Consider the following 26,832-nt stretch of genomic DNA (forward strand, 5'->3'; position numbering starts at 1 on the left):
CGTATGAAAATTAGAAACACTACCCGTAAAGTACTTATAGTCTTTGGAGCTTCTTCACTTTTGCTTTTTAGCGCTTGTAGCGATTTGCTTGAGCAAAAACCATCTACAACTGGAAGCAATATTCTTCTTGCTACATCACTTGAAACCGGAAGTGACTTAAGAGAATATCTAGTAAGTGCTTATGATGTACTAGCAAATACTTATAACGGTACCTACCAGAATCTGCCTACGCTAATGACCGATAATTTGGTGCGACCGCTAAATCAGGATAATTATGTTTCTATTTGGCTGCGTCGTTCCACCATTTTTAACTCATCCGTTGGCGACGGTTTTAAACAACATTATATTGCCATTTTACGCGCCAACACTGTGCTGGAGAATTTGGATAATGTCACAGAATTAAGCCCAGCTGACCGAACAAAATACGAAGCTGAAGCGCATTTTATTCGTGCTCTTTGCCATTTTGATGCCGTACGTGGTTGGGCGCAGCCTTATGGTTTTACCGCTTCTAATTCTCATCCAGGTATAGCTATCAGAACTTCTACTGAAATTGTGAACGCTCCGCGATCTAGCGTTGCTGAAGTTTATAGTTTTGTGCTTTCAGAAATAGCTGCGGCAAAAGCGGGCCTTCCTGATGCAAATGACGTTTATGCCACTCGCTGGTCGGCCATAGCCTTAGAGGCCGAGGTAAGATTTCAGCAGCATGAATACGATTTGTCTTACCAGCTTTCGAATCAGTTATTGACCGAGGGTCCTGCTATTTTTGACGGAGAGGTAAATAAATATCAATTTCCACAGGCGAGCCCTGAGTCTTATTTTTATATCTACTCTGCTACGCGAGATGATGGAGTGAATGTAGATAGCCGCAATGCTGGGTTCAGAGATAACTACTTCAATGGTGGAAATCCACGGATGCTTTTGCCCCAAGATTTATATACTACCTTCAAACAGTATGGAGACTCAACTGCAAGAGGAGTTCTTTACGGATCTAATGACCAGGACGGGAACATCACCTATTTCACGAGAATGTTTGATGCACAATTTTTCAATATTCCCGTATTCACATACACGCAAATGCTACTTATCAGAGCTGAATCTGCTGCTGAAATAAATGGTGATATTGCCACTGCAATTGCCGATATTAACGCAATTCGCGAGCGTGCATACGGTTCAAATGTTGGCAATCTATTGGCTACGGCTTCCGCCAATGAAGTTAAAGAAGCGGCTCGTTTAGAGCGTCGTCTTGAATTTCCATTTAATGGCCAGCGTTTTCATGATTTGAAGCGCATGGGCTCACAAGGCGAAAATATTATTGTACGCGATGCACCATGGGATTGCAATGGGATGGTTCTCCAGTTTCCAGCTGTAGAGGCAACAGATTTTTTTCCACTTAACCCCACCGGGGGTTGTTAAAATTTAAAATGTAATTAGATGAAAATCAAAAAAATAGTTCTCTTATTTTACTTGATGATTGCCCTTGTCGCGATACAGGGCTGCAAGGAAGAGGAACCTGAAATTGGCGAGCCCTTCAGTAAAATCGAAGGCCTTACAGCCACCGATTGGATTATTTCTGAAGTCTTTTTAGTAGATGAATCAAATCCCGCAAAACCAGAGCGAAACATTTCCAATTTTTACACCGGCGGAAGTAATCTGCTCGCCGTTTCCTTTAAATCAGATTATACCTTTAGTGTAACTCCCGGCGATGGATTAAACTTCTTTCCCGATGCTGGCACCTGGTCGTTTGATCGAAATGATGCACCCAGAGAAATCATTTTAGTTTCAACTGATGGTGTTACTACGGTGGCTCCACTCGGCGGTCCTACAAGAATAAGCGACCAGCAGTTGAAAATTAATTTTGTAAAAAGATCATGTTCCGAAGATGGCGAAGAAAAAGCCGCTTTGGGATATAGATTGATATTCAATAGAAAATAAGGAAAGCAATGAAACTGAATTATAAGCACATAGCCTTTGCCCTTTTTACAATGCTTGCCTTTGCGAATACAGGTTTCGGACAGGGTATTTATTTTGAACCTTCGCCTACAGATGTTACCGCACCCGCGCGTCTCTTCGTTGATGTGAGTTCTGCTGAATGTAGTTGTCCCGAATTACAAGATGTGAATCCTGAAGATAATCCACTTTATATTTGGACGTGGAATCCCAATGAAGACCGAGCAGATGTGAACGGCTTAAACGTAAAAAACGGAGAATGGGGTAATTCAAATGATAATTTAAAAATGCAACAAGATCCCAATAATCCATCTCTTTGGTATTTTGATTTTGCAGGAGCATCCTTGGTAGCATTTTACCAGCAACCCGCTGCAGTTTTCTACGCTTCCGGAATTATGTTTCTTGTAAAAGAAAAAAATGGTGCGCCAGCGGGTTTACCTGAACAAAAATCTGGTGACCTTTCCATCATTCCCGAACCAATAGGATGTTTCGAAAAAGTTTGCCCCTTTCCAACTATATTTTTTCAAGATGATTATTTTGTAATAACGTATGATAATAAACAGGAGATAGTTCCCTCTTTGCAAAATATCGCACCTGATGACTGTAAAATTTGGTATAAATATTCCGTTAACGGTGGTTCACTGCAAACTTTACGCGAGCCTACCGATAAGTTTTTAATGGACTATGATGGTGACGGAGTCTTTTCAAAATCGATGATCCCAAAAGAATACTTTGGACTTCAGGAAGGTGATGAACTCACCAGAATAGATGTTTTTATTACAAAAGGAAATATCAATGCACCACCTTTTACAGCAGCTATTTCGCTGTTTCCGGGTTGCGAATAACAATATTCTTTGTTCATGATTAAGAATCCACATTACTTCGGTAGTGTGGATTTTTTTCTCTAATTGTAACCAATAAACGGAGTTGTCGCTCCGCGATTTTTTTGCCACCAATGCACGAATACTTTTTTGATGGAAACACTAAGTTGTATTGAATTCAGACCTGCCAGGTTTCGAAACTTACGGCCCCCTTGGGAGTGCGTATGTGGCGTAGCGATCTCTTGAATTCCTTTAAAAATAGACACGAATGAAAAAACCTGGCAGGTCTCTCGCGCTTTCAACAATTGCCCATTGAAAATTGCCCATTGCCAATTGCCTATTGCCCATTGCCAATTGCCCATTGCCAATTTATCTTCACCAACTTCTCATTTACCCATTTCCTATTGCCCATTGCCCATTTATCTCCATCACGCATATCTACCGTTCGCGTATTTTTTCACTGCTTTTTGCGTTGTTCATTGTACTTTCGTAAATTAAGTTTCGCCAATGATAAAACTCGAAAACATCAATAAAAGCTACATGGTAGGTAGCCGCCCGCTCCCGGTGCTAAAAGGCATTGATATGGAAATCAAATCAGGCGAGCTGGTTTCTATTATGGGCTCTTCGGGTTCGGGAAAATCTACACTGCTCAATATTTTGGGAATTCTCGATAGCTATGATTCCGGTACTTACCACCTCGATGGCAAATTAATAAAAGATTTAAGCGAAACAAAAGCGGCCAGATATCGCAGCGAAATGATTGGTTTTATTTTTCAGTCGTTCAACCTTATTCCATTTAAAAATGCTCTGGAAAATGTAGCACTTCCGCTTTATTACCAAGGTGTAAAGCGAAAAAAAAGAAATGACCTCGCTCGGGAATATCTTGATAAGGTTGGCTTGTTGGAATGGGCAGATCACTCGCCAAACGAATTAAGCGGTGGACAAAAACAACGGGTTGCGATTGCGCGATCGCTCATTTCCAATCCCAAGATAATATTGGCCGATGAGCCAACCGGAGCGCTTGACTCTACAACGTCTTACGCGGTAATGGATTTGCTCAAACAGCTTCACAAAGAAGGAATGACCGTGATTATTGTAACCCACGAAAATGACATAGCCGAAATGACAAACCGGCTTATCAGGCTGAAAGATGGAGTAATAGAAAGTCATAACGCCCTGCATCAACATGTTTGATATAGACAAATGGCAAGAAATATTGGCAACGATAGGGAAGAACAAACTGCGAACTTTCTTAACGGCATTCTCTGTAATGTGGGGAATTTTTATGCTCGTAGTTTTGCTTGGCGTTAGTGAAGGGCTGCAAAACGGTATTGAAACCAGCTTTAACGATGATGCGATTAACAGCATTTGGGTGCGCTCGGGTAAAACAAGTGTAGCCTACAAAGGCTTAAAGCCGGGAAGACAAATTCAATATACTACCGAAGATTTTAACGAAGTACTGCGCACAGTGCAAGGTATAGAGTATGCCACTATGCGCTATATGGTGTGGAATGCAGAAGTGACTTATCAAAATGAATACGGCTCTTATCCCATTAGAGCTGTAAATCCCGATCATCAATTTATTGAAAATTCGGCAATTTTAAGCGGTCGGTATTTATCAAGTGAAGATGTTCGTTCAAAAAGAAAACTGGCCGTAATAGGCAAAGATGTTCAGAAGGATTTGTTCCCTAACGAAGACCCAATTGGCAAGTACATCCAAATTTTCGGTATTCCTTTTAAGGTCATTGGGGTTTTTGAAGATACCGGTAGCGATAGCGAAATGCGCTATATATATGTACCAATTACAATTGGTCAGCAAATTTTTGGCGCTGGCGATGATATCAATATGTTTATGGTTACCACGGGTACTTTGCCACTTGTGCAGACCATTAAGATGAGCGAAGAGATTGAAGACTTGCTCAAGCGAAAGCATACGGTTGCACCAGATGATGATGCCGCTATCTATGTGCGAAACAACAATCAAGAGTTTAAACAAATTTCGGATATTATGTTGGGAGTCAAGGTGTTTGTGTGGATAATTGGAATTTTCACAATAATAGCAGGCATAGTTGGGGTGAGCAATATTATGAGCGTGGTAGTAAAAGAGCGCACCAAAGAAATTGGCGTTAGAAAAGCTCTGGGAGCTACCCCCGCATCTGTAATTGGTCTTATCTTGCAAGAATCTATTTTTGTAACCGCTGTAGCCGGATATCTCGGCTTGCTGCTCGGCGTTTTTACTATAGAAGGTATGGCTGCCCTTATCGGGAAACAAGAAATGTTTGAGCGACCCGAGGTGAATTTTAATGTGGCCATTGCTACTTTAATTATTATGGTAGCTGCAGGAGCTTTTGCAGGATTTTTTCCTGCATTGCGCGCAGCTCGTATCAAACCCGTTGTAGCACTTAGAGACGAATAGCCATGTTTGACAGAGATAAATGGGCAGAGGTATTTCAGGTGTTGGGAAAAAATCCCTTTCGCACAGCCGCCACCGCTTTTGGGGTAATGTGGGGAATAATGATGCTTATTGTGATGATGGGCTCGGGCAATGGATTGCAAAATGGAGTAGAAGCTAATTTTAATCGGGTTACAAACAGTATGTTTCTCTGGTCGCGATCTACCACTATGCCTTATAAAGGCTTTAAGCGTGGTAGATCCATCGACTTGGAAATGTCCGATGTAGAATATCTAAAGAGCAACGTACCCGATATTGATATTATTTCTCCCAGAACCCAGTTGGGTGGCTACCGGGGAAACAACAATGTAAATCGCGGTGTTAAAACTGGCGCTTATACCGTTTTTGGTGATACACCAGATTACATCAAGATAGAACCACGCCCTATTACCAATGGCCGATTTCTTAATTGGGGCGATTTGGAAGCCGGGCGTAAAGTCTGCGTAATAGGCGAGCGCGTCTATGCCGAGCTATTTGATAAAGGAGAAGATCCCATTGGCAAATACATTGAAATTAGCGGTGTGAATTTTCAGGTGGTTGGGGTCTACAAATCTACATTTACCGGTGAGCGTGCCGAAGAGGATACCAAGGCAATTTTTACTCCTATTTCTACTTTTCAAAAGGCTTTTAATTGGGGTACGACTGTAGGCTGGCTAAGTATTACTACAAAGCAAAATAAGGAAGTGGAAGTAATGGGCATCGAGATAGTCGAAAAATTAAAGGCGCGGCATAAGGTTAATCCTGTAGATGAACGAGCCTTTGGCTATTTCAATATGCAGGAAAAGTTTAATCAAATGACCGGCATTTTTACCGGCATTCGTGCACTGTCCTGGTTTGTAGGAATTCTTACACTCTTCGCCGGCATTATTGGTGTAAGTAACATTATGCTGGTTATTATTAAAGAACGAACAAACGAGCTCGGCGTTCGAAAGGCGCTCGGAGCAACGCCTTGGAATATTATTTCGCAAATTTTGCTCGAATCACTTTTTTTGACCGCTATCGCCGGATTTCTCGGCGTGATTGTAGGTGTATGGCTTCTCGAAGGGGTGAGTGCCATGCTCGAAGGTAGCTCGGGCGCATTTAGAAATCCCGGCGTTAATTTTACCGTTTTATTTTCGGCATTAACTGTTTTGATCGTGTGCGGTGGATTGGCCGGGATGCTTCCCGCCATTCGCGCTGTGCGCATAAAACCCGTAGAAGCCTTGCGGACTGAATAATATTTGAAACACAAATTACCAACCATGAAAAAAGTCATTTTTATCATTGTCTCTTTATTAATTGTCGGCTTGCTGGCGTGGACACTGTATTATGTATATCAAAAATCGCAGGAAAAAGCGATTTCTTTTGAGACCGAAGAACCCTATTACACCGATATTATTCAAAAAACAGTAGCTACTGGCTCTGTCGTTCCCAGAAGGGAGATAGACATTAAGCCCGTTGTTTCCGGAATAATCGACCAGCTTTTGGTAGAGCCAGGAATGCAGGTGAAGGAAGGCGATGTGCTTGCGCGGATAAAAGTAATTCCCGACATGGTATCGCTTAACAATGCCGAAAATCGGGTTGACCGAGCAAAGATTGCACGTGACAATGCAATTGTTGATTTCACTCGAAATCAAACTCTTTTTGATCAAGGTGTAATTTCCAAAGCCGATTTCCAACCTTTTCAACTTGCCAAGAAAAATGCCGAAACGGAACTGGAAGGAGCTGAAGATAATCTCCGCATTATTCGCGAAGGTGCTTCCAAAAAGAATAGCGCTACCGCAAATACCCTGGTGCGAAGTACAATTACTGGAATGGTTCTGGCAGTGCCAATCGAAATTGGCAATTCGGTAATCGAAGTCAATAACTTCAACGAAGGAACTACCATCGCTACAATTGCAGATATGAGCGATTTGATTTTTGAGGGAAAAGTAGATGAGTCTGAAGTTGGGAAAATCAAAGAGGGAATGGATTTGATTTTGACCATTGGCGCCATTGAAAATTTAGATTTCAATGCCGTTTTGGAATACATTTCGCCCAAAGGCATAGAAGAAAATGGAGCGATTCAATTCGAAATCAAGGCGGCCGTAAATGCGAAATCAGATCAGTTTATTCGTGCCGGCTATTCGGCCAATGCCAATGTGGTTTTGGCGCGAAGAGATAGTGTTTTGGCAATAAACGAAGGGTTGGTGCAGTACGAAAACGAAACAGACACTTACGTAGATGTAAAAACGGGCGAGCAAACTTACGATAGACGCAAAGTGGAATTAGGCCTTAGCGATGGAATAAAAGTGCAGGTGCTTTCGGGAGTTGGCGCAGGAGATGCCATTAAGGTGTGGAATCAACCAATAACTGAAGAGTAAAAATGATTCATCACCTGCTCTCAATTCTTGTTGGCTTTTCACTTTTCGCTTGTACTAATCATCCTTCCGAAAAATTTGAAAATCCCGATTTTCAAAAACTTCAAATCGATTATGCCCAAGGTTTGCGAATTTGGAAAAAAGGAGACGAATACCGAGTAGAAATTAGGAACCCACGCGACACAAGTGAAGGCGTGAAATCTTATTTTTTCACCATTAAAAATATCGATAACAAAAGCGATTCTATTTCAATCCCGGTAAAAACTGCTGCCCTCAATAGCACCACATTTATTGCGTATTTCGATAAACTTGGCGAAGCCGGTTTGGTTACCGGAGTAACCTTTGCTGATAGAATGATGAATGAAAACCTGCTCAATCAGGTCGCTCAAGGAAAAACCATTGAGTTGATCTCGGCTGGTGAGCTTGATTTTGAAAAGGTTCTGTCACTTGATCCCGATGTATTTATGGTGTACAGCTATGGCGACAGTGACTTTAGCAGAATAGAAAAACAGGGGATTCCAGTTGTGCTTAACATGGAGTATCTCGAAACCCATCCACTTGGCCGCGCAGAATGGATAAAGCTGGCGGGAATTCTTACTGGAAAAGCGCAGGAAGCTGACAGCATTTTTAAATCAATAGAAAACCGTTACCGCGATTTGCAAACAAAAGTTGAAGGAAGCTTATCTTCTCCTTCGGTTTTTACCGGAAGCAGATACAGCGACATTTGGTATGCGCCAGGCAGCGAAAGCTATATTGCCAGTTATATTCGCGATGCTGGAGGTAGCTATGTCTTCAATAATCTGGAAGGAGCCGGAAGTCATGAAATTGATTATGAAGTGGCACTAAAAGCCATTTCTGACGCTGATTATTGGGGAATGGTTACTTCTCAAGACGATCCGTTTACCATGCAATCTATCCTCGAAATGGATGATTATTATGGCACATTTAAATCATTTCGCGACAGCAATATTTTCGTCTGTAATGCCGCCAAAACCGATTACTTTGGCGATGCTGTTATGGAGCCTGATGTTATTTTGGCTGATATGATAGCTATTTTACACCCTGATGTTTTGCCAAATTATGTGGGGAAGTATTTTAGGAGGGTGGAGTAGGAAGTAATAGAGATTAAAAAGAGCTCCCATCTTTATGTCATATTCATATTTGAAATTCTTTAATTATCGTAACAACACAAGCGAGACTGCGATCAAAGTTGTTTCATTGAAGCCTGCCAAGTTTACGTCCTTTCGGTTGGGTCACTTTGATTCTGAGACCTGCCAGCTGTTAAATCCTACAGTTCAACAGCTAAGAGTATAAAGCAATAGCACAACGAAATTCTCCAATTCTAGTTTCCCTAATTTTGATTCCCTCACTTCTTAAATATCTCCTCTCCGTAAATCAGCTATGATTATATTTGCGCAATGGCAAAAAAAATGCTTCCTCTTTGGATAGGTCTCACGCTAATTATGGCTGTGCTCTTTGTGGTAAGTCTGTTTTTGGGGTCAGTTCATATTCCGGTAACTGCTATTTTTGCGCCGGATAAGCTAGCGCAAATTGATCAACATATTCTGTTTGAATCACGGTTTCCAAGAGCGATAGTTGCCTTGTTTGGTGGTTCAGCCTTGGCTCTGGCAGGGTTGTTTATGCAAACGCTTTTTCGAAATCCGCTTGCCGGACCATCGGTTCTCGGCATTACTTCTGGTGCTTCACTGGCAGTGGCTGTTTTAACGCTGGGAGTTACGGCTTCTATAATTAGCCAATACCAAATTGCCCTAGCGGCAGTAATTGGCGCTTTTGCTGTTTTGCTCATTATTCTGGCTGTAGCCAAAAAGTTTTTTGATGTTACAGCTGTTTTAATCGTGGGTTTAATGTTGAGCTTTTTTACATCAGCCATAGTAAGTCTGTTACAATCTTTTGCTTCCGCAGATGCGATTAAAACCTTCGTGTTTTGGGGATTTGGAAGTTTTTCAGGTGTCTCTCTGGCGGATATTTATATTTTTATTTTGCCAATAATTTTCGTTCTTATTCTCTCTCCATTTTTTATCAAACCCCTCAATGCGCTATTGCTCGGCGAAATGCACGCGGGCTCAATGGGGATAAACATAAAGTCGCTGCGCATAAAAATTATGATGGCCACAGGAATTTTAGCCGGAGTGGTAACTGCCTTTTGCGGCCCGGTGGCTTTCCTGGGATTGGCTTCTCCTCATATAGCCCGTTTTGTTTTTAAGTCTGTCGATCACCGAATCATCCTTCCAGCTACCATTTTACTCGGAGGAATTCTCGCACTAGTTTGCGATATTATTGCCCGTTTGCCGGGTAGCGACTACGCCATACCGCTCAATACAGTTTGTGCATTTATGGGTGCACCGGTAGTTATTTATCTGATCGTTGCCGGCCGAAAAAAGAAATTTCTACTATGACCGCGATTCAGGCCGAAAATATTTCAATTTCCTACCATTCCAGAAAGGAGAATCGCGTAATTCTCACCGATTTTAATCTAGCTATGCAAAAAGGAGAGATGCTTGCGCTAATCGGGTCGAATGGTTCGGGAAAATCAAGCTTGCTTCGTGTGCTTTCGGGATTGCAGGAATCTAATTCCGGCAAGGTGTTTTGGAATCAGAGAGATCTTTCAGCGATTGCCCGGAGCAGTCGTCCGCGTTACCTCTCCAATCTTTTTAGCAACTATGCACGGGTGGATGGGTTTTCAGTCTTTGATCTTGTTTCTCTTGGTCGGCAGCCTTACACGGGCATTTTTGGAAAGTTAAAAGCCGAGGATGAAGGCGTAATAATTGAATCGCTTGAAAAAGTCGGGATGTCTGCCTTCTGGAAAAGCCCAATTGGTACCCTTAGCGATGGCGAATTTAGAAAGGTGATGCTCGCAAAAATGCTCGCGCAAAATGCGCCCGTAATGATTCTCGATGAACCAACGACTCACCTGGACTTGCCAAGCGGCATTGAGTTTTTAAAATTGCTCAAAAAGCTTGCGCGCGACGAACAAAAAACCATTCTATTGAGTTCTCACAATATATCGTTGGTTTTTAAAATGGTCGATAAAATTGTTCTGCTCAATGATTCCGGAAGGTACATTTCAGGTACACCAAAAGAGGTGGCAAACCATGAATTGATGTGTAGCTTTTTGAAAACATCGGATATCTATTTTGAAAACGAGAATCTCATTTTTAATCCAAAACTATGAAAGTCAGTATAATCGGATTGGGCTGGTACGGAAAGCCACTGGCTGAAAAATTATCTGCTTCTTATAAAGTGGTTGGAACAAAATCATCACGAGATGGAGTATCGAGCTGGGATGTTGATTCTGTTTCGGCACATTATCTCAATTTGAATGAAGAACTGGATTATGCTCAATTAAAACCGGTTTTTGATGTTGATGTATTGATTTTAAATATTCCACCTTCAGCTGCAAAAACTACGGCGTATTCATATCAGATGATGAAAATTCTTGAAGGAATTAAAAAGTTCGATCTAAAACACCTCATTTTTATTTCGTCAACAGGAGTCTTTGGCGAGCATCAGATTAATGCTGATGAAGACACGATTCCAGAACCAACCCGCGGAAATGGAGAAGTTCTTAAGCGCGCAGAGAATTATCTGGCCGAAAATTTTGCCGGAAGGCTAAGCATTATTCGCCCGGGCGGCTTAGTTGGTGGGGAAAGGCATCCCGCAAAATATCTTGCCGGGAGAGAAAATGTATCCGGAAAAAATCACCCGGTAAATCTGGTGCACCGAAAGGATTTTATTGCGCTTACTCAATTTCTTATCGAGAATAAAACCAATCGTTCGTGCTTTCACGCTATAGCGTCTAAACATCCATTAAAAAAGGAGTTTTATATCGCTGCCGCGGAAAAAATGGGATTGAAAAAGCCGGAGTTTGATGAAGGAGATATGAGTGGCGGAAAATTAATTCTAGGTGATAAAACACAAGCCGAGACAATTGATTTTGAGTTTAATGATCCGTTTGAGATGGCCTAAATAAATGTCACTTTAGCAGTCGCTCTAGTTTACCGCGCTTTCGAGCGTGGCGTCTCTCGAGGGACGCTTTTTCCGGTATCCTGCCGGGCTATTAATGAGACGATTTCATTTCTCACTAAGCTCTTTAATACAATAACTTTTGTCTCAAGCAACCCCGAATATTTCGGGATTAGAGACGGAACGCCAGACAAATCATCCGGTGCGGGACTCGACCAATAGAAAACTAAAACCGTCCTGGTAATAGCTTAGCTAATTCGTTTTTTTCTCTTTCTAGCTTTTTCAAAAACGCCTTTGATTCTTCACTGCCGGCATTCTCTATTTTATGATCTGCCATCGCTTTCCATTTCTTAATTCTCGCCATCAAGGGAAATGCATTTTGTGAAATAAGCGCTTCGCTAAATTTCTCCCGAATAAGGTGAATACCTAGCTCATTCAAATGGATAAAATCATCTTGTCGATAAAATCGATAATCCCGCAACTCGTCCATTACAAATTCAAAAATAGGAAGATACTTTGTGTTGGGATATTTATTTTCAAGCATCTCACAGAGTCTGATCAATCGGGCCTTAGATCGATTGTTGTCTGTAGCTCCATGGCGCAAATGCCTGATAGGTGAAACGGTTAAAATGATTTTAAGATCTGGATTTATGCTCAGAAGTTTTTCGAATGCCTCATCAAGCGCGTTTAGCATGTCGTCTTCTTTAAGCATACGCTTTAAAAAATCAAAAGAAGGTAAATGGTGACAATTATTTACAATTTGCCCATTCGATTTATTCTCAAATGCAATTGAGGTTCCGAATGTGAGAAATAAAAAGGAGCTTGCACGAAGCGCTATTCCAAGCCCCTGAATAGCATTATTTATTTGCTTCGCAGCGATCTTTGCATCCACATTTTTAAAGAAACTGTGAAAGTCGGGATGCACATAGGTTTCACGACTTTTGAGAAGCTCTGATTCTGAAATGAGTTCACCTTCAAGACTTCTGGAAATATGTCTTGCGATGCTGACTGGATTATAAGTGATGCCGCAAATATTACTTTGTACATCAAATTTCATTTCTTTCAACCAGCCGCCTATGTTTTCAGAAAAGCAGCTGCCCATAAAGACACATTCAGTATGGTAATCTACTTTCGATTCAAAAACAGAAAAGGCTATTTTGGTAAAAATTTCCACAGCCCAAAATAAACTAAAAATCCGCTATCTAAGACGGCGGATTTTTATTTTTAATTTGGTTGAGAATTACAATTCTTCGTATCGAAAAGTGAATTTAGCAAAGTGCATACCACTTGACTTTCGCGGGTCAAGTCTTAGCTGTTCCAATTGATCTCGAACATATTTCCCTAGTTCATCGTGTGAGGCGTTCATCTCTTTCACCTGCACATATCCCATGTCGCTTACTTCAAATTGCACCATAACAACTCCTTGTAGCTGGTTTTTCATGGCGAATTTTGGGTAAGAGATTTCCTTTCTAATGAGCTTTTGCATCTCACTTCCGGGATTTGATCCTGCATGAGCTGAAAAGTTTAATAAAATGATAAGTACTGTTAAAATAAGCGTACTCAACTTTTTCATTGTTTTCTGTTTTGATTTTCGGGGCAAAGGTGAATCTTACTGGTTATTAATACATGTTCCACAGTTTATTCTTCTATAAATATTGGGTTATCCAAATGTATCTAATGTGAAATCGGTGGTGCATTTTAACTAGGCAATTTTTCCGAAAGGATTACCTTAGATTTGCAGCGGCTATGGCTAATATGAATGAATCTATTTTAAGTGTAAGAAATTTGTCTTATTCCTACCAAAATGGGACTATGATCTCTTTTCCCGATTTTGAGATTTCGAAAAATGACCGTTTGCTAATAACGGGCAATTCCGGAACGGGTAAAACTACTCTGCTCCACTTACTGAGTGGACTTTTGATGATGCAAAAAGGTGAAATTATTATTTCGGGCAGCAATTTAAGTGCCTTATCGCAACAGAAACTGGATAAGTTCCGTGGCCGAAACATAGGTCTGGTTTTTCAGCAGCCAAAGTTTATCAGTTCAATAAATGTGTTAGAAAATATCAAAGTCGCCCAGCTTTTTGGCTTTGGAAAAGTAAATACGCAAGATGCTACAAGTTTGCTGAACGAATTGGGAATAGGCGATAAGGCTCAGAAAAGCACGAATGAGTTAAGCGGTGGCGAAAGGCAAAGGCTGGCAATTGCGCGCGCGCTTGCGGCTAAGCCAACTCTTGTATTGGCCGATGAGCCTACCAGCAGCCTTGATGACGATAATGCCGAAATGGTATATGAGCTTCTACACCAGGAAGCCGTAAAAAATGGCGCTACGCTTATTGTCGTATCTCATGACCAGCGTTTAAAATCAAAATTTGAAAATATGGTAGCGCTATGAACGTTTTCAAATTGAGCTTTAAGAATTTATTTGCTCGCCCAATGCGCTCGGTGTTAACAGTAACTATGCTTACAATGGGTGTGGCATTAGCTTCATTACTTATTTTGGTTGGCAATGCGCTTGACGATAGCTTTAAGAAAAACATTCGCGGAATAGATATGGTGGTGGGAGCGAAGGGAAGTCCACTGCAACTTATCTTATCTGCTATATATCAAATAGATAGCCCTACTGGGAATATCAGCTTAGCTGAAGCCCGCAAACTGGCAAAAAATCCTCAGATTAAAGAAACCATTGAACTCTCTTTTGGCGACAGCTATAAAGGCAGGCGAATTGTAGGAACCTCTCAAAAGTATGTTGCCCTTTACGATGGCTCGATGGCCGATGGGATTTTATGGGAAAAACCTTTTGAAGCAGTCGTTGGTGCACAAGTGTCCCAAGAATTTGATTTAAAAACCGGAGATGAATTTTACAGTGCTCATGGAGTAGATGGTATGGGTCACGACCACGAAGAGCATCCTTTCACGGTTGTGGGTGTACTCAATACTTCGGGTTCGGTTTTAGATAAACTCATACTAACTGCGCCTGAAAGTATTTGGGAGGTTCACGCCGATGCCGATCACGACTCTTCGGCGACACCTGAGATAACAGCGATGCTTGTAAAATTTCGCAGTAAAATGGGCATAATGACCCTGCCACGTGTTGTAAATCAGCAAACAAGCATGCAGGCAGCTTTGCCTGCTATAGAAGTAAATAGGCTATTCGAGCTTTTTGGAGTCGCCATTTCTACTTTGCAGATTGTGGCCTTGGTTATCATGTTGCTCGGGGCGGTAAGTGTTTTTGTGTCAATGGTCAATGCATTGAAGGACAGAGCATTTGAAATGGCTCTGATGCGCTCAATGGGTGCTTCACGTAGTCAGATATTTGGAATGATACTTCTAGAAGCGCTGATGCTCGGTATCATAGGTACCGTTTTAGGACTCATACTTTCTCACATAGGCATAGCGTTTTTAAATACTTACGCGAATGAACAGTTTGGAATTAACGTGTCTATCTGGGCTTTAGATCCGCTGGAATGGTTATTGATTACTGCTACCATCGTTCTGTGTATTTTTGCGGCCTTACTGCCGTCAATAACCACTATAAAAATGGACGTTTCAAAAATATTATCTCGTTATGAAAATTAGAATCCTATCTTTTATCTTACTGATTATGAGCTTCAACCTGGTTGCTCAAAATGTGCCGGAAGTAAATTGGACAAATTTAATGGATATCACTTTCAAGGATATTTATCTTGAAAAGGATGATATTTACGTCTATTACCCGCTTTTTGGCGAAAAGCAGAAAAAACATGATGGACAAACAATTCAAATAACAGGTTACATCATTCCCATAGATGTAGAACAAAACCAATACGTTTTATCCGCATTCCCATTTAGTGCTTGTTTCTTTTGCGGAAACGCAGGCCCCGAATCTGTCATGGCGGTTTACTTTCAAGGCAATACACGCGTTTTTAATACCGACGAGCGACTAAAGCTAGAAGGTACGCTTGAACTAAATGACACAAATGTTGACGAGCTGGTTTATGTTCTGCGCAACGCGCGAGTTAAGCCTTAGCAACTATTTTGCGTGTGGTTTTTTTCTTAGTGGGCTTTACAGATTTTTGATTTTTAGCATTTATCCATTCCTCAATACGCACTACTTCATGCGAAAATGGTGTCCATTTATAATCAGAATCTCTTTTTAATTCCTGTAAGTTTTCTGCAATAACTGGCAGCGTTACTTCAAAGTCGTAGTTACGTGCTTTTAACTTTTTAAATATTCTGATTAAAAGCTTATCGCGTTTTCCTAAAGAATGATCAGCCTTTATCTCTTCCAGGTTTTTAAAGGCTTCTTTTATTGATTTATCCGCGATTTTTGGGTGGGTACTTAAAATATCAATTCCGGATATCAATAGTAGAAAATTGATGCCCAATTGAGTTTCGAAGGGAATACTTGCTGTAGGATTTGCTTTGGAGAATAAAAATTTCGCCGCAGTTAAAGGTTTGTCATTTAAGTATAGAAATGCGCCATTAAAAAATTCGTATTGCGCCGTGGCGTAAGGGAGACTTGTAATGTATCTGGAACGACTTCGCAGATCCAGAAGGCTTTTTATTTCACTATAGTTTCCGTTATAAAAATCAAGAAACATTATTTTAGAAGAAATCAAATAATGCTCGTAATCACTTTTCTTAAATAGGTTAGCCGTTTCACTAAATATTTCTTTTGCTTTTTTATAATTCTCTATTAATACTTCGCACTGCGCAATCTTTAGCAATATTTGCGCTTCGCGCTCAGAGCTTTGCAAAGGAGCTTTTGATCGCACAATTTCTAAAACATCACGGTATTTTTTAACCGCTCCACTATAATCTTTTTTGAGTTTCAGGCTCTCACCCTCAATAAGCCATAAAAAGTAGGTAACCGAATATAGATCACTTTTTTTGGAAATATCTTTTACTTCTTTAAGACCATTTTCAATCGCTGCCTTAAAAGCCTTCGGTAAAGGTAAACCAGTGTGCAAAGACACATTTTGATAATGTTTTCGAGCTTTATGAAGGCCAGTGCGTTGCTCTTCGAGGTCAATTAATTTTTGGTCGTATTGATCGTATTCTTTAACATCAGCATTTAAAACGCTTTTTAATTTTAAAAGCTCATAACCTTCTATCACCTGGTCTATTTCTTCATATTTCGTAGATCTCGATATGATCTCATCTAGCAAAAAGTTAGCATTTTCTAAAAGTCCTTTTTTGAGGAAGATTTCGGCCAGAATCAATTTTTTCCTGCCGGTGGCTTTATTTCTAAAGCTATTGCTATACTCAAATTGCTTATCGAGGTTGATATCCAGAAGTAACGCTTCGTGAATTAAATTACGCGTTGCACGGTAGAAAACAGAAAGATTATCTGTTTTGGTTTCGAATCCAATGGTTTTTAAAATTTCAACTTCCGACTTTTCAGGAAATTCTGATATTGCCTTAATAAAATCGTTCGATTTTAAAACCTGAGAAGTGTTTACCGTTGGCATGCTCGCTATATGAGCCTCAATGCTATTTAACTCACTTTTAGAGCTGGTAATTATTATTTCTCTGATTTCTTTATATCTGTCCATATTCGATTATTAATGTCCTTACTATTCTACGATTAAACGACCAGTTTAGATTCTTTTATTAATTCTAAATTACTAATACGCCATTGTTTAAAATGGGTAATCACCCATGAAAACAGGAAGTTTCAAGTTTTGTTCTACATAACTTATTAAAAAAGTAAAAAATAAAACCATAAACTTTTTTAGCGGTTATTTTTTAACGGCTATTCGCTGAAAGGAATAGTCTTAAAGCTAATGGGTCATAAAAAAGTCCAATAGTTATGTTTGAACTATTGAGCGGAAGTTTATTTGAGATCGGGATTTTTTTAATTCACAATGATTTTTTGAGACTTTGTAAATTGATTGTTAGACAAGGTGATTAAATATGCCCCTGACGATATTCTGCTCGGTAGGTTAATAGTTTGATACGCGTTTTTAGCCTCGTATTTCAGCTTTAGTAAAACGCTGCCTGTGGTAGAAGTTATATGCACTTGCCACTCTGTACTATCGCCCATTTTGCTATTGCTGATAATATTTATTTGATTATCACCCTTCGTAGGATTCGGATATACTATAAAATCGAAATTGTCTATGGCTGTTTGCTCCTTATCAAACAAAACAGAAACTACATCTGAATATTCATATACACCATCGTAGTCAATTTGCTTTAAACGATAATAGTTCATTCCCTGTAATGGTTCTCTGTCTATTTCTGAATAAAAGAGCATTCGGTTTGATGTGCCTGCACCGTTTACTACGGCAATAGTTTCAAACTTTAGGTCTGCATCGGCTCTTTGTATTTCAAAAAATTCATTGTTAATCTCTGTGGAAGTTATCCAGTTTAAATTTACTAATGATCCACTTGCCGAAGCCTCAAAACTCAATAGTTCAATAGGGAGCGGAGTAATACTGCTTGCATTCGCCAAAGCTATAAACTCTCCATCCCCAATCGATACATTGTTAAATCGCGCAACGTATCCCGACATGATTTCACTCGCGTTAATTATACGGGCACCGTTGAAATTCTGGGCGTCAGGATTTCCGTGTATTAATAATTTTAAATCGTTAACACCGAAATCTGCAGCATTCAGTGCTGTGTTAAATCTAATCAATATTTGAAAACCGTCTATGCTTCCGGTTTTCGAAAAGTGCCATACTCTTCCAGACCTTTCTACTACGCCGTTTGGAAGACTGGCATTGCTCCATGGCCATATTTCACTTAGTGCTACATTGTTGTGACCCCAAAATGCAAATGAGTTGTTTGTAATGATTGAAGGTGTCTTGATTCTCAAAATTGAGCTGCCCTGCGAGTCTGTATGGGTATCAACCGTGCTGGCATTTAATTGTCCAATTCCAGCTATATCATTATCCAAACCAGTGTTTAATTCAACGAGCTGTCCGGTATTTAATGGAATATTATATTTTCCGGAAAGATAATTTTCGAGTATTTTTCTCCTGGTTTCATTAACCGGGGCGTCACTAAAATGAATCATTTCGGCCAGATAGCCTTTAAAGTATCTTCCACTAGTTGAGCTGTTATCATGATAGCGCGCATCTCCATCGGCTCCACCTAAACTTATAGCGCCTGAATGAGAGTATATTCTGCCACATGATCCGGTTTCAGTTCTTTGTCCGAGCTCTCCATTTACATAAACACGCAGTTTATTGGTTGCATCTTTATCAAATAAACATTCTACTACGTAGGCAGTATTCGGTAATAATCCGTCATAACGCGCATACCGTGCAGGACCAAAGCCGCTTCCCCAAGGAGATTCAGAACCATCATTTGGATTATTCCAGGCATGAAAATAAAGCGATCCATCCTGAATGTATATAGCAAGGCCCCGGCTGCCACCTCCTTGTTTATATATTGTATGCCACCCGTTTACCGAGACCCCAGTTTTAATTACCATAAAATACGATTTATTTACAACATAAGGAGCGATATTAATTAAACCACTATTACTTATTTTGTACATATCCCCACCATCAAAATTCATCGTCTTTTTGCCATTGATCAAATTGGATGTCGTTTGGATATTTGCTCTTCGGCCCTCGGTATTCTGATAAATGTCTATATTTTGTGGACTAAAATTTGTCAATATTTGAAGCGACGAATTATGTGAACCTGATTGCCGGTTAATATCGAGCCAGAAAATATTGTCGCTATCTTTTCCAACTCCGGCCGCACCCTTCCACTCAAAAGTAGAATAATCTTTAATGGTATAAACGTGCCTTGTATTTGTTCCAACGTTGGCATTTGAAGCTCCGGTTATTTCAAACTCTACCGTTTCATCGTCTTCAGCAATACCATCTTGTTGCACAAAGAAGTTTATGGGATATCCAAGCGTATCTCCGGGCGGGATAATAATTGTAGCCGGGAAAGTTAATTCATAATCCGGACCATAACTCGCAGCCGTCGTTAATAGTTCTGTTTTGGTATAGCTTACCGAAATCGGTTTAGAGCTGGGTTTATCTAATTCAATAAGAATTAGGGGGGTGCCGTTGGTTTCATAATTTTGAGAGGTTACCGATGTGAATTCTATCGTGGGCGGAGGGTCATCGTCCAGTATCTCTACAGTATGAAAAAGTATAGAGCTTGCTTCAGATCCCGCTCCAGCAATGTAGTATAGCTGAAACTTTATAAATTCATTTACTTCGTCAATGTCATCATCCAGAATATCTACCGTAACAGATTTAATGGATTCTCCCGGGGCGAAAACTACAGTTTTATATACCGGATAAGTATAATCCTCATTGGCGATGGCAGTGGTAGATGTTCCCAAATTGATCTTTACTCTTGCCGAAGCTGTCCCTGCTGTGCTACCTGTTCTTACTATATCAATTGAATGGCTTCCTACGCCCTCCAGTGCCTGACTGGTAGACTGTGCAAAACTGAGCTTTGGGGGCGGATCATTATCGTAGATTGTAAATGTATGCTGGCTCGGTGTCCCCATACCCACACCTGTAGTAGTGTTGCTGCCGATTTCCAAATTTATGTAGAAACTTTCGGTGCTGGGATTGTCCTCTAATACTATGTCATTTTTTACCCAAATGCGAATGGGAACTTGCTGAACACCAGGCGGAAAGGTTACCCCGTTACTTACATCACTGTTTAAATAGCCGTAGTCAGTACTTCTGGTGGCAGTGCCATCTGTAAACGAAAAATCAATTTTCACCAAACTTGTAGGGATATAATTTAGCCGGGCATATACTTTGTTGACATAAACGGTACTATCCGGTGCGGGATCACCCTCTACGGCAAATGCCTCGCTATTCGCAAAAGACACTTGCGGTTTTAGAACCCCTATGGTCATGAAAGAATTATCAATCACATTTACTTTGGCTTCATAAAATCCGCCTCCTGCATCGGCAAGTTCGTATGTTGTACTATTTGAAGTAGTAAAACTGGGAAAGTTAGGGCTCGTATTGTCAAAGATTAAAATATGTTTAGAAAAACCCGCAGGTAGGGGGGGGAGATCTGAAATATGGAATCGGAATTTTACGAAAGATAAATCGCCACTTTCGTCAAATCGCCATATTCTCTCGGTACGCTTTGTGCTTCCGGGATCGTTTGGCACGTTATCTTCTGTGAGGGTTAATGGCAACCCATTGCTTCCTACAAATAAAAACTCATTTGATGTATTAAACGAAATTCCAGAATTAAATGGGCTTATTTCAAAGGGGTTTCGACCCTGACTCACGCTGTGGCGAGTAGCAGGCGAATTTGAAGTCTGTCCTATTCCAATAACATCTCTTCCATAATCTGCCTGGTGAGCATACTTATCATTTACAATAATATTTGCATAGTATTTTGCACCGAGATAATTCTCTACGATAATGCGCTCTGCATCATTAAGCAATTTATTGTAATAGCATATTTCGGCAAGTCTCCCCCGAAAAGAATACAGCCCGGTTTGATTGTTTATAGGTCCGTGTTCGTTAAATGAATCTGAATTTACTGCCCCGATCCCGATAGCATCGGGATGACGATACACCCCGCCAATTCCACCGTTATATTGTCCACCGTTTATTAGGGTTCCAAAATATGAACCGTTTTGGTAGCCATTTACATAGCCGTTCAATGTATTGTTTGTAGGAGCTGAGAATATATGCGAAAGTACATAAGTCGTATTCGGCTGGATTGGGCTTTTTACATAATTGTAGCCGAAAGCGGGAACATTTGGTCCCGGGTCATTATCAACTTGCTTATCGTAGGCACCCAAATATATTTCTCCATTATAAATAAAGGCATTCATTCCGCGCCATCCTCCACCTTCTTCCCACAGTATTTGGCGGCTTGTGACATCTTCTGATGTTCTGAAAGCAAAAATCATCGTTTGCTCGTATGTTGTAGTGATGGAAGTATTAAGATCGCTACTCGAGTTTACTTTTAGCATTCTACCATCTTCAAAGGTCACTACGGGGTATCCGTTTATCGCAGCGCTGGGATCATCGCGAAAATACGGGGGTAAGAAATTGTCGCTACTTTGTCTAAATCCTTTGTCGTTAACGGCGCTGTATGAAATATCGTTCCAAATGTCAACAGGGTCACCATCGGCAAGTGTTGTAAGTGTGCTTGCATCTAGCCATAAGCGTAAATCACTTTGGGTTGGGGCTTGTGTATTGGGAGTTTCGTTACTTACACCCCCTGGACCCAGTTGGGAATAGGAAGAAGGTGAAATTGTAAAAAATAAAAAGAGTAATAAAACCTGCTTAAAAAGCTGAATTACAATATTATAGGGGGTCATGCGCGAATGTTATGTTGCGACACATTTTACTCAAAAACTGCAGGAAAGGTTACAGATCGTCGAGTATAATCAAAGCTTCATCCCAAAAAAATATAATTCTATCCCCTTCCACTTTTAGCGGCAATATGTGATAAGCTTTTTGATAAAAGGATGAGTTAGAAATGAACGTTGCAGGCTACTAAATTTCGAATTTTATCAGGATTTGTAAAATACGCAGAAATGAATTATTGAATGACAAGTTTCTTACTTTCGTAAATTATTTCTGATTGGATTTCAATGAGATACATTCCCGGTTTTAAATCACCGTAGTTTATCTCCAATATATTTTCGCTTTCCGCGAAAGCGCCTGACCACACCATTTTACCTTGAAGGTCAATTATTCTTACTTGCGTCAAAAACCTTTCGGCGGAAGCCGGAATACGCAATATCACCATTCCGTTTTTACTAGGATTCGGATAGAGGAATACAGCATCTTCATCTGTTTCATTGGTGTTGAGCACCGACACCACATCTGAATAGGAGTATTGACCATCAAAATCAACTTGTTTTAATCGGTAATAAGAAATGCCAAGAAGCGGGTTTCGATCTTTTTCAAAATAAGAGATTTGACTTGTTGAGTTTCCTGCACCCGGTGTTCGTAGCATTTCTGTCCATTTTAAATCATCGCCGGCACGCTCTATCTCAAAATAATCGTTGTTGTGTTCAGTAGAGGTAGTCCACGAAAGATTCACATGATCAACCTCAAAACGGGCATTAAAAGAAAGTAACTCCACAGGAAGCGGAGAAATACTTTTTGGACTGGTATTTCCAAGCGCCACATAAGAACCGTCTGGAATGGTAACATTATCAAAAATCACCCGAGCTCCTTCCTCAATATTTGGTTGAGTGGGCGACGGACTGAAAACGGCGGCATTACTCCAATCAGCTGCGTCATAACTCACTAAAAGTCTTAAATATTCCAGGCGATTGTTGGTCAAATCCGTTGCATTGCTCGATTCAGAAAAGTTCATTTCCAATGTTAAGCCTGAAGTAGAAAGATCATTATTTTCTGAAAAACGCCAAACTCTTCCTGATCGCTCCTGAACCGCTCCGGGCAGAGCTGCGTTGGCATAAGAAAATGGCCAAGTATTCGTAAGAGATTCGTCATTGTGACCCCATGCTAAAAATTTGTTTGATCCCGAAAGTCCGGTACCCGTTACTTTTAATTGGGATTTTCCTTGAGCTACTCCGTGCAAATTCCCTGCATTCATTATTCCAATTCCGGCTACATCATTGTTATAAGTAACATACCCGCCGGTTGTATTGGTACGATCTGCGTAAGCTAAATCAAAAACCTGTTCAGAAGGGATTAAGGGCACATTAAAACGGGCAGATAAGTAATTGTGTATTATTCGAATACGGGCCGTGTTCATAGCATACCCACTTTCGTTATAATAAATCATTTCACCTATCTCTCCTTTCAGGTTCTTTCCGCTTGAGCTATTATCTGGTCCGTCTTTAAAGCGCGATTTGTTATAAATTCCGCCAATACCTATTTCATCGCTATGCACATACAGTCGGCCAACTTTTTGACCGGGTGCATTCCCATAGGTTCCCTGTAATTGGCCATTTACAAAAATACGAAGGCCGGGTGTGGAGGATGTATCATTTAAATAATGGCAGCTTACCACATACGTACTATCGTAGTTTAACTCATTACTTTCCGCATAGCTATTATTATCCCCCCATGGAGCTAAATCACCATCTTCTCCATCGTCGTCAGTGGTATTCCATGCCTGGAAATAGAGTTTTTTATTTTGGAGATAAATATTGAGCCCTTTTTCAGTCCCCCCTTCTTCAAAAATGACCTGAGGCGTATTTTCTTTCGATAAAGATACCGTAGTAGGTTTTACAACAAAGAAAATAGATTTGCTGTCGTAGAATCCTGAAGTGTTGATGTACGGACTTTTTCCACTGGTGCTGCCGCTTACTCTTAATACTGTATTATTTCCATCAAAAGAAACGGCCTTTTGATTGTTAGTTCCCATAACTACAGTTGGTTGATAAAAACTGGTACTTTGATTTATGTTAATAGGCCTTGTAGATATTTGGGGCACACCCGAAGTTTGACCCGGAGTTGCATTTTCCAAGTTCATCCAAAATGTATTATCTCGCAAGCGTCCTACACCTGATGCTCCTGACCATTCAAAAGGGACATAATCTTTTATAGTGTAAGTATGATTCAATCTAGATCCCAATGTGGCATTCGCCACCGGTTCCTGAAGTATAAAATGTATCGTTTCCTCCGATTCTTCTGCACCATCGCTGTACACCTGAAAGGCGACATTACCCGTATTTGAATCGTAATACAAGTATGAGATGGTATCGTACGGCGGAAAAATAACAGATCCTGATATCTCCGCAGTATAATCAGAGTTTGATGCATTTGCACCATTTGTTGCCGTACCGCCTGTAATTATAAATGGTACCTCGATTGTTTTGGCACTCGGACCACTTAGTACTACTACAATTCGCGGTTGGGATACTGCTTCAAATCCTTCAGAATTTGTGGCTAAAAATTCAACTTCAGGTTCCGGGTTTATGTCTACGAGATTAATGGTGTGGTTTATAATTGAATTGGAGTCTACACCAATATTACCTCCGGGTTCTAGAGTAAACTGAATTGTCTCCTCATCTTCATCAAGATTATCGGTAAAAACTTCAAACTGAACTGAAGCGGTCATATTGGTGCTATCGGGAATGATGATGTCTCTATATCTTCCCAAAGGAGATGTCATGTCTTGCCAGCCGGATGCATTAGGTAGTGCATAGTCTACACCGTAAGTGGCCGTACCGTTAAAGTTATCTAAAATCCGAATGGTTCTATTGTCAGATGATGTTGTAGTTCCGTTAATGCGGACATTAATTTGAGCTAATCCTGTACCGCCAATACCTGCTTCAGTAATAGTATCGTTTATTGCAGCTTCAAAAGTTGCTTTAGGATCGGGGTCGTCGTCGTATATTTTATAGACTAAAGTATCACGCTGGCCAATATTATAACCGCCATCGGTGGCTGCGGGGTTGAGTATGATTAAAAACTCTTTTACAGGAGGGATATCAATTACAAGGTCATTTATTATATTAAAAGATATCGATCCTGTTCTGCTCGGTGGAGTGATTGTAATAGAAGTGTTTGGCGAAGTATAATCAGTAGGGTTTATTGCAGTTAATGATGAGAAAAGAACACCTGTATTGATGATAGAACTTTGAAGAGGAGTATAGTTTAATTCCACTTCTACACTCGCAACAGTTGGTGTGAGGTCATCATTTTCAAGGGCATAAGCAGAGTTCTGCTTAAATTGAATGGTCGGTTTCACTGCTGCAATGGTAAAATATGCTCCATCGGGAATAAGATATGTGCCTAGATAAACACCACCGATAAGTGGTAATTCAATTATTTTAGGCGAAACAGAAAAGTTTGGAAGCGGACCGTTACTGTTGTCAATTAAAACCACTAGTTTTTGGTTTTGAGTAGGAAGTGTTGGTAAATCTGCAGGATTTAATTTGAAAGTGAGTTGTTGATTACCTTGAGTTCCGTCAAAGCCGGTTCTGTCAAATCGCCATGTTCTGCGTAAGCGTTGTACACTAGAACTATCAGGAGTGTTCTGATTTGTCCACTGATTTGGATTGCCATTATGACCCGTTAGTAAGTAGTGCGACCCCGGCTCATATTTAAAGGCGTTGTCCATATTGCCAACACTTATTTCGAAAAGATTATCGCCTTTGCTGTAATTGTGATCATCACCATTCGCATCTGCTCCAATACCTATTACATCGTGACCATAATTAGCTTGAAATTCATACTTATCATTCGCTATTACATTGGCAAAATACTTGGCAGCCAGATAGTTTTCTACTATAATTCGCTCTGCGGTGTTTAGACTGTAAGCGTAATAGCATATTTCTGCAATTCTGCCTTCAAAAGAAAATTGACCGGTAAGGCCGAACGGCTTCACTTGTGTATTATTGCAGGGAATATGACCTTTACAATCTCCAACAGGAGAAGTCCAGTCATACATAGAAGATTCGTGAGCAGTCAATGAATTTACTCCGCCGATTCCAATTGGATCATTCTGCTTTTTTATTGCTCCCACTCCAAAACTTCCGTTGGGATGGTCAGCACCAACTTGCAAGGGTCCGAAATTTTCGCCGTTTATTGATCCCTTTAAAGATTGATTATCAGTAGCCGTATCGATAGTGGTCGTATTGGCGACATTCAAAACGAGTGATACTATATATGTTGTATTCGGCTGAATGGTCGTTTTTTTATAAGAATATCCAAATCCCAAGCCTTCTATATCATAGACTCCGATATATAATTCAGAATTGTAGATGTATATTCCAAGACCTCTCCATCCTCCTCCTTGCTCCCAAAGAAATTGACGCGAGGCAATGTCATTTCCGGTTCGGAAAGCAATAAGTACAGTTCTTTGTTTTGTGATACCATTTGATTCTGATACCAAATCAGTATTAAGGTTTGCATTAGCAGTGAGCCCCATTAAAAGCATTCCACCATCTTCAAAAGAAACAACAGGATTCCCATTTATACTAAATGCAGGATCGCTCCTAAAAAGAGGTGCTGTAAAAAACTCACTATAAGTTATGCCGTTATGAGATTCAATCCAAATGGCTTCGTCGATCTCTGTTGAATTTGACTTGTCTAGCCAGAGCGTAACCTCCGATCCATCGGGCTGCGTGGGCGAAGCAAGATCGCCGGCGTCAAGCCACATCCGGCAATTTCTCACAGGATCAGAATCATTGCTCACCCCTCCCGGACCCGATTGGGCTATACCCAAAAAAGGCAATATTAAAAATAGAAATAGAAACCAAATAGGAAGTCTCACCATTTTAAATTGTTGATCGTCAATTTTTAATTTCATCGCAAATCAATATACGAAACTAATTGATTCATTTGGTTATTAACCGGAGTTTAACAATTCATTTGAATTGATGCCAAGCCTGTTCTGCAGAAAGCAGACCACTCCAT

At 40.4% G+C, this 26,832-nt stretch carries 19 protein-coding genes; 14 read left to right on the forward strand and 5 right to left on the reverse strand.

All coding sequences use genetic code 11. From position 1 onward, the window contains the following. Positions 1 to 3 precede the first annotated feature (3 nt). The 11 genes from G3O08_RS09615 (at position 4) to G3O08_RS09665 (ending at position 11,546) form a co-directional block, all read left to right on the forward strand. A complete protein-coding gene (locus G3O08_RS09615) occupies positions 4 to 1,413 on the forward strand; it encodes a RagB/SusD family nutrient uptake outer membrane protein (RefSeq protein ID WP_163285153.1) in 1,410 nt (469 codons plus the stop codon). Between the two features lie 18 nt (positions 1,414 to 1,431). Further along, positions 1,432 to 1,932, forward strand: a complete 501-nt coding sequence (locus tag G3O08_RS09620; protein ID WP_163285154.1) for a hypothetical protein — start codon at positions 1,432 to 1,434, stop codon at positions 1,930 to 1,932. 8 nt (positions 1,933 to 1,940) lie between these two features. Then, the gene (locus tag G3O08_RS09625; protein ID WP_163285155.1) at positions 1,941 to 2,792 is read left to right on the forward strand and encodes a hypothetical protein; all 852 of its coding nucleotides are present in this window, start codon (positions 1,941 to 1,943) and stop codon (positions 2,790 to 2,792) included. A gap of 483 nt (positions 2,793 to 3,275) precedes the next feature. Further along, a complete protein-coding gene (locus G3O08_RS09630) occupies positions 3,276 to 3,962 on the forward strand; it encodes an ABC transporter ATP-binding protein (protein WP_163285156.1) in 687 nt (228 codons plus the stop codon). Beyond that, a complete protein-coding gene (locus G3O08_RS09635; protein WP_163285157.1) occupies positions 3,955 to 5,184 on the forward strand; it encodes an ABC transporter permease in 1,230 nt (409 codons plus the stop codon). Before G3O08_RS09630 ends, G3O08_RS09635 begins: the two co-directional genes overlap by 8 nt. A 2-nt stretch (positions 5,185 to 5,186) precedes the next feature. After that, a complete protein-coding gene (locus tag G3O08_RS09640; RefSeq protein ID WP_163285158.1) occupies positions 5,187 to 6,437 on the forward strand; it encodes an ABC transporter permease in 1,251 nt (416 codons plus the stop codon). A gap of 24 nt (positions 6,438 to 6,461) precedes the next feature. Beyond that, on the forward strand, positions 6,462 to 7,562 hold the full coding sequence (locus tag G3O08_RS09645; RefSeq protein WP_163285159.1) for an efflux RND transporter periplasmic adaptor subunit: 1,101 nt from the start codon (positions 6,462 to 6,464) through the stop codon (positions 7,560 to 7,562). Between the two features lie 2 nt (positions 7,563 to 7,564). After that, positions 7,565 to 8,671, forward strand: a complete 1,107-nt coding sequence (locus tag G3O08_RS09650; RefSeq protein ID WP_163285160.1) for an ABC transporter substrate-binding protein — start codon at positions 7,565 to 7,567, stop codon at positions 8,669 to 8,671. Between the two features lie 318 nt (positions 8,672 to 8,989). Next, on the forward strand, positions 8,990 to 9,976 hold the full coding sequence (locus G3O08_RS09655; RefSeq protein ID WP_204336833.1) for an iron ABC transporter permease: 987 nt from the start codon (positions 8,990 to 8,992) through the stop codon (positions 9,974 to 9,976). Then, positions 9,973 to 10,752 (forward strand): ABC transporter ATP-binding protein, encoded by a 780-nt coding sequence (locus G3O08_RS09660; RefSeq protein ID WP_163285161.1) that lies wholly within the window; start codon positions 9,973 to 9,975, stop codon positions 10,750 to 10,752. The genes G3O08_RS09655 and G3O08_RS09660 overlap by 4 nt, the downstream gene beginning before the upstream one ends. Beyond that, positions 10,749 to 11,546 (forward strand): Rossmann-fold NAD(P)-binding domain-containing protein, encoded by a 798-nt coding sequence (locus tag G3O08_RS09665; protein ID WP_163285162.1) that lies wholly within the window; start codon positions 10,749 to 10,751, stop codon positions 11,544 to 11,546. Before G3O08_RS09660 ends, G3O08_RS09665 begins: the two co-directional genes overlap by 4 nt. Positions 11,547 to 11,769: 223 nt before the next feature. Here the strand turns inward: G3O08_RS09665 and G3O08_RS09670 are convergent, their stop codons facing one another. After that, positions 11,770 to 12,717 (reverse strand): GSCFA domain-containing protein, encoded by a 948-nt coding sequence (locus G3O08_RS09670; protein ID WP_163285163.1) that lies wholly within the window; start codon positions 12,715 to 12,717, stop codon positions 11,770 to 11,772. A gap of 66 nt (positions 12,718 to 12,783) precedes the next feature. Further along, a complete protein-coding gene (locus G3O08_RS09675) occupies positions 12,784 to 13,116 on the reverse strand; it encodes an energy transducer TonB (protein WP_163285164.1) in 333 nt (110 codons plus the stop codon). 239 nt (positions 13,117 to 13,355) lie between these two features. Between G3O08_RS09675 and G3O08_RS09680 the strand changes: the two genes are divergently transcribed. Genes G3O08_RS09680 through G3O08_RS09690 form a run of 3 tightly spaced genes read left to right on the forward strand, consistent with a single transcriptional unit; the run spans position 13,356 to position 15,551 of the window. Next, complete coding sequence (locus G3O08_RS09680) at positions 13,356 to 13,937, forward strand: ATP-binding cassette domain-containing protein (protein ID WP_239541114.1); 582 nt, start codon at positions 13,356 to 13,358, stop codon at positions 13,935 to 13,937. Next, on the forward strand, positions 13,934 to 15,121 hold the full coding sequence (locus G3O08_RS09685; RefSeq protein ID WP_163285165.1) for an ABC transporter permease: 1,188 nt from the start codon (positions 13,934 to 13,936) through the stop codon (positions 15,119 to 15,121). The genes G3O08_RS09680 and G3O08_RS09685 overlap by 4 nt, the downstream gene beginning before the upstream one ends. Next, entirely contained in the window at positions 15,111 to 15,551 is a 441-nt protein-coding gene (locus G3O08_RS09690; RefSeq protein ID WP_163285166.1) for a DUF3299 domain-containing protein, read from the forward strand. The genes G3O08_RS09685 and G3O08_RS09690 overlap by 11 nt, the downstream gene beginning before the upstream one ends. On the opposite strand, the gene G3O08_RS09695 is transcribed toward G3O08_RS09690, so the two are convergent. From G3O08_RS09695 to G3O08_RS09705, 3 genes are all read right to left on the reverse strand, one after another. Continuing rightward, entirely contained in the window at positions 15,541 to 16,641 is a 1,101-nt protein-coding gene (locus G3O08_RS09695; protein ID WP_163285167.1) for a tetratricopeptide repeat protein, read from the reverse strand. The two genes, G3O08_RS09690 and G3O08_RS09695, sit on opposite strands and share 11 nt — an antisense overlap. A gap of 740 nt (positions 16,642 to 17,381) precedes the next feature. Continuing rightward, positions 17,382 to 21,806: a Calx-beta domain-containing protein gene (locus G3O08_RS09700; protein ID WP_163285168.1), complete on the reverse strand. Its 4,425-nt coding sequence runs from the start codon at positions 21,804 to 21,806 to the stop codon at positions 17,382 to 17,384. 224 nt (positions 21,807 to 22,030) lie between these two features. Next, positions 22,031 to 26,725 (reverse strand): T9SS type A sorting domain-containing protein, encoded by a 4,695-nt coding sequence (locus G3O08_RS09705; RefSeq protein WP_163285169.1) that lies wholly within the window; start codon positions 26,723 to 26,725, stop codon positions 22,031 to 22,033. Between the last annotated feature and the right edge of the window lie 107 nt (positions 26,726 to 26,832).

It is taken from the genome of Cryomorpha ignava, from assembly GCF_010686655.1.
Lineage (GTDB): Bacteria > Bacteroidota > Bacteroidia > Flavobacteriales_D > Cryomorphaceae > Cryomorpha > Cryomorpha ignava.

What these genes read in the sequence shown, in the direction of transcription:
- G3O08_RS09650 (WP_163285160.1), top strand. Translation starts at nt 7,565, where the DNA reads ATGATTCATCACCTGCTCTCAATTCTTGTTGGCTTTTCACTTTTCGCT.
- G3O08_RS09655 (WP_204336833.1), top strand. Translation starts at nt 8,990, where the DNA reads ATGCTTCCTCTTTGGATAGGTCTCACGCTAATTATGGCTGTGCTCTTT.
- G3O08_RS09665 (WP_163285162.1), top strand. Translation starts at nt 10,749, where the DNA reads ATGAAAGTCAGTATAATCGGATTGGGCTGGTACGGAAAGCCACTGGCT.
- G3O08_RS09635 (WP_163285157.1), top strand. Translation starts at nt 3,955, where the DNA reads ATGTTTGATATAGACAAATGGCAAGAAATATTGGCAACGATAGGGAAG.
- G3O08_RS09700 (WP_163285168.1), bottom strand. Translation starts at nt 21,806, where the DNA reads ATGACCCCCTATAATATTGTAATTCAGCTTTTTAAGCAGGTTTTATTA.
- G3O08_RS09625 (WP_163285155.1), top strand. Translation starts at nt 1,941, where the DNA reads ATGAAACTGAATTATAAGCACATAGCCTTTGCCCTTTTTACAATGCTT.
- G3O08_RS09685 (WP_163285165.1), top strand. Translation starts at nt 13,934, where the DNA reads ATGAACGTTTTCAAATTGAGCTTTAAGAATTTATTTGCTCGCCCAATG.
- G3O08_RS09630 (WP_163285156.1), top strand. Translation starts at nt 3,276, where the DNA reads ATGATAAAACTCGAAAACATCAATAAAAGCTACATGGTAGGTAGCCGC.
- G3O08_RS09675 (WP_163285164.1), bottom strand. Translation starts at nt 13,116, where the DNA reads ATGAAAAAGTTGAGTACGCTTATTTTAACAGTACTTATCATTTTATTA.
- G3O08_RS09705 (WP_163285169.1), bottom strand. Translation starts at nt 26,725, where the DNA reads ATGAAATTAAAAATTGACGATCAACAATTTAAAATGGTGAGACTTCCT.
- G3O08_RS09645 (WP_163285159.1), top strand. Translation starts at nt 6,462, where the DNA reads ATGAAAAAAGTCATTTTTATCATTGTCTCTTTATTAATTGTCGGCTTG.
- G3O08_RS09620 (WP_163285154.1), top strand. Translation starts at nt 1,432, where the DNA reads ATGAAAATCAAAAAAATAGTTCTCTTATTTTACTTGATGATTGCCCTT.
- G3O08_RS09690 (WP_163285166.1), top strand. Translation starts at nt 15,111, where the DNA reads ATGAAAATTAGAATCCTATCTTTTATCTTACTGATTATGAGCTTCAAC.
- G3O08_RS09660 (WP_163285161.1), top strand. Translation starts at nt 9,973, where the DNA reads ATGACCGCGATTCAGGCCGAAAATATTTCAATTTCCTACCATTCCAGA.
- G3O08_RS09680 (WP_239541114.1), top strand. Translation starts at nt 13,356, where the DNA reads ATGATCTCTTTTCCCGATTTTGAGATTTCGAAAAATGACCGTTTGCTA.
- G3O08_RS09640 (WP_163285158.1), top strand. Translation starts at nt 5,187, where the DNA reads ATGTTTGACAGAGATAAATGGGCAGAGGTATTTCAGGTGTTGGGAAAA.
- G3O08_RS09615 (WP_163285153.1), top strand. Translation starts at nt 4, where the DNA reads ATGAAAATTAGAAACACTACCCGTAAAGTACTTATAGTCTTTGGAGCT.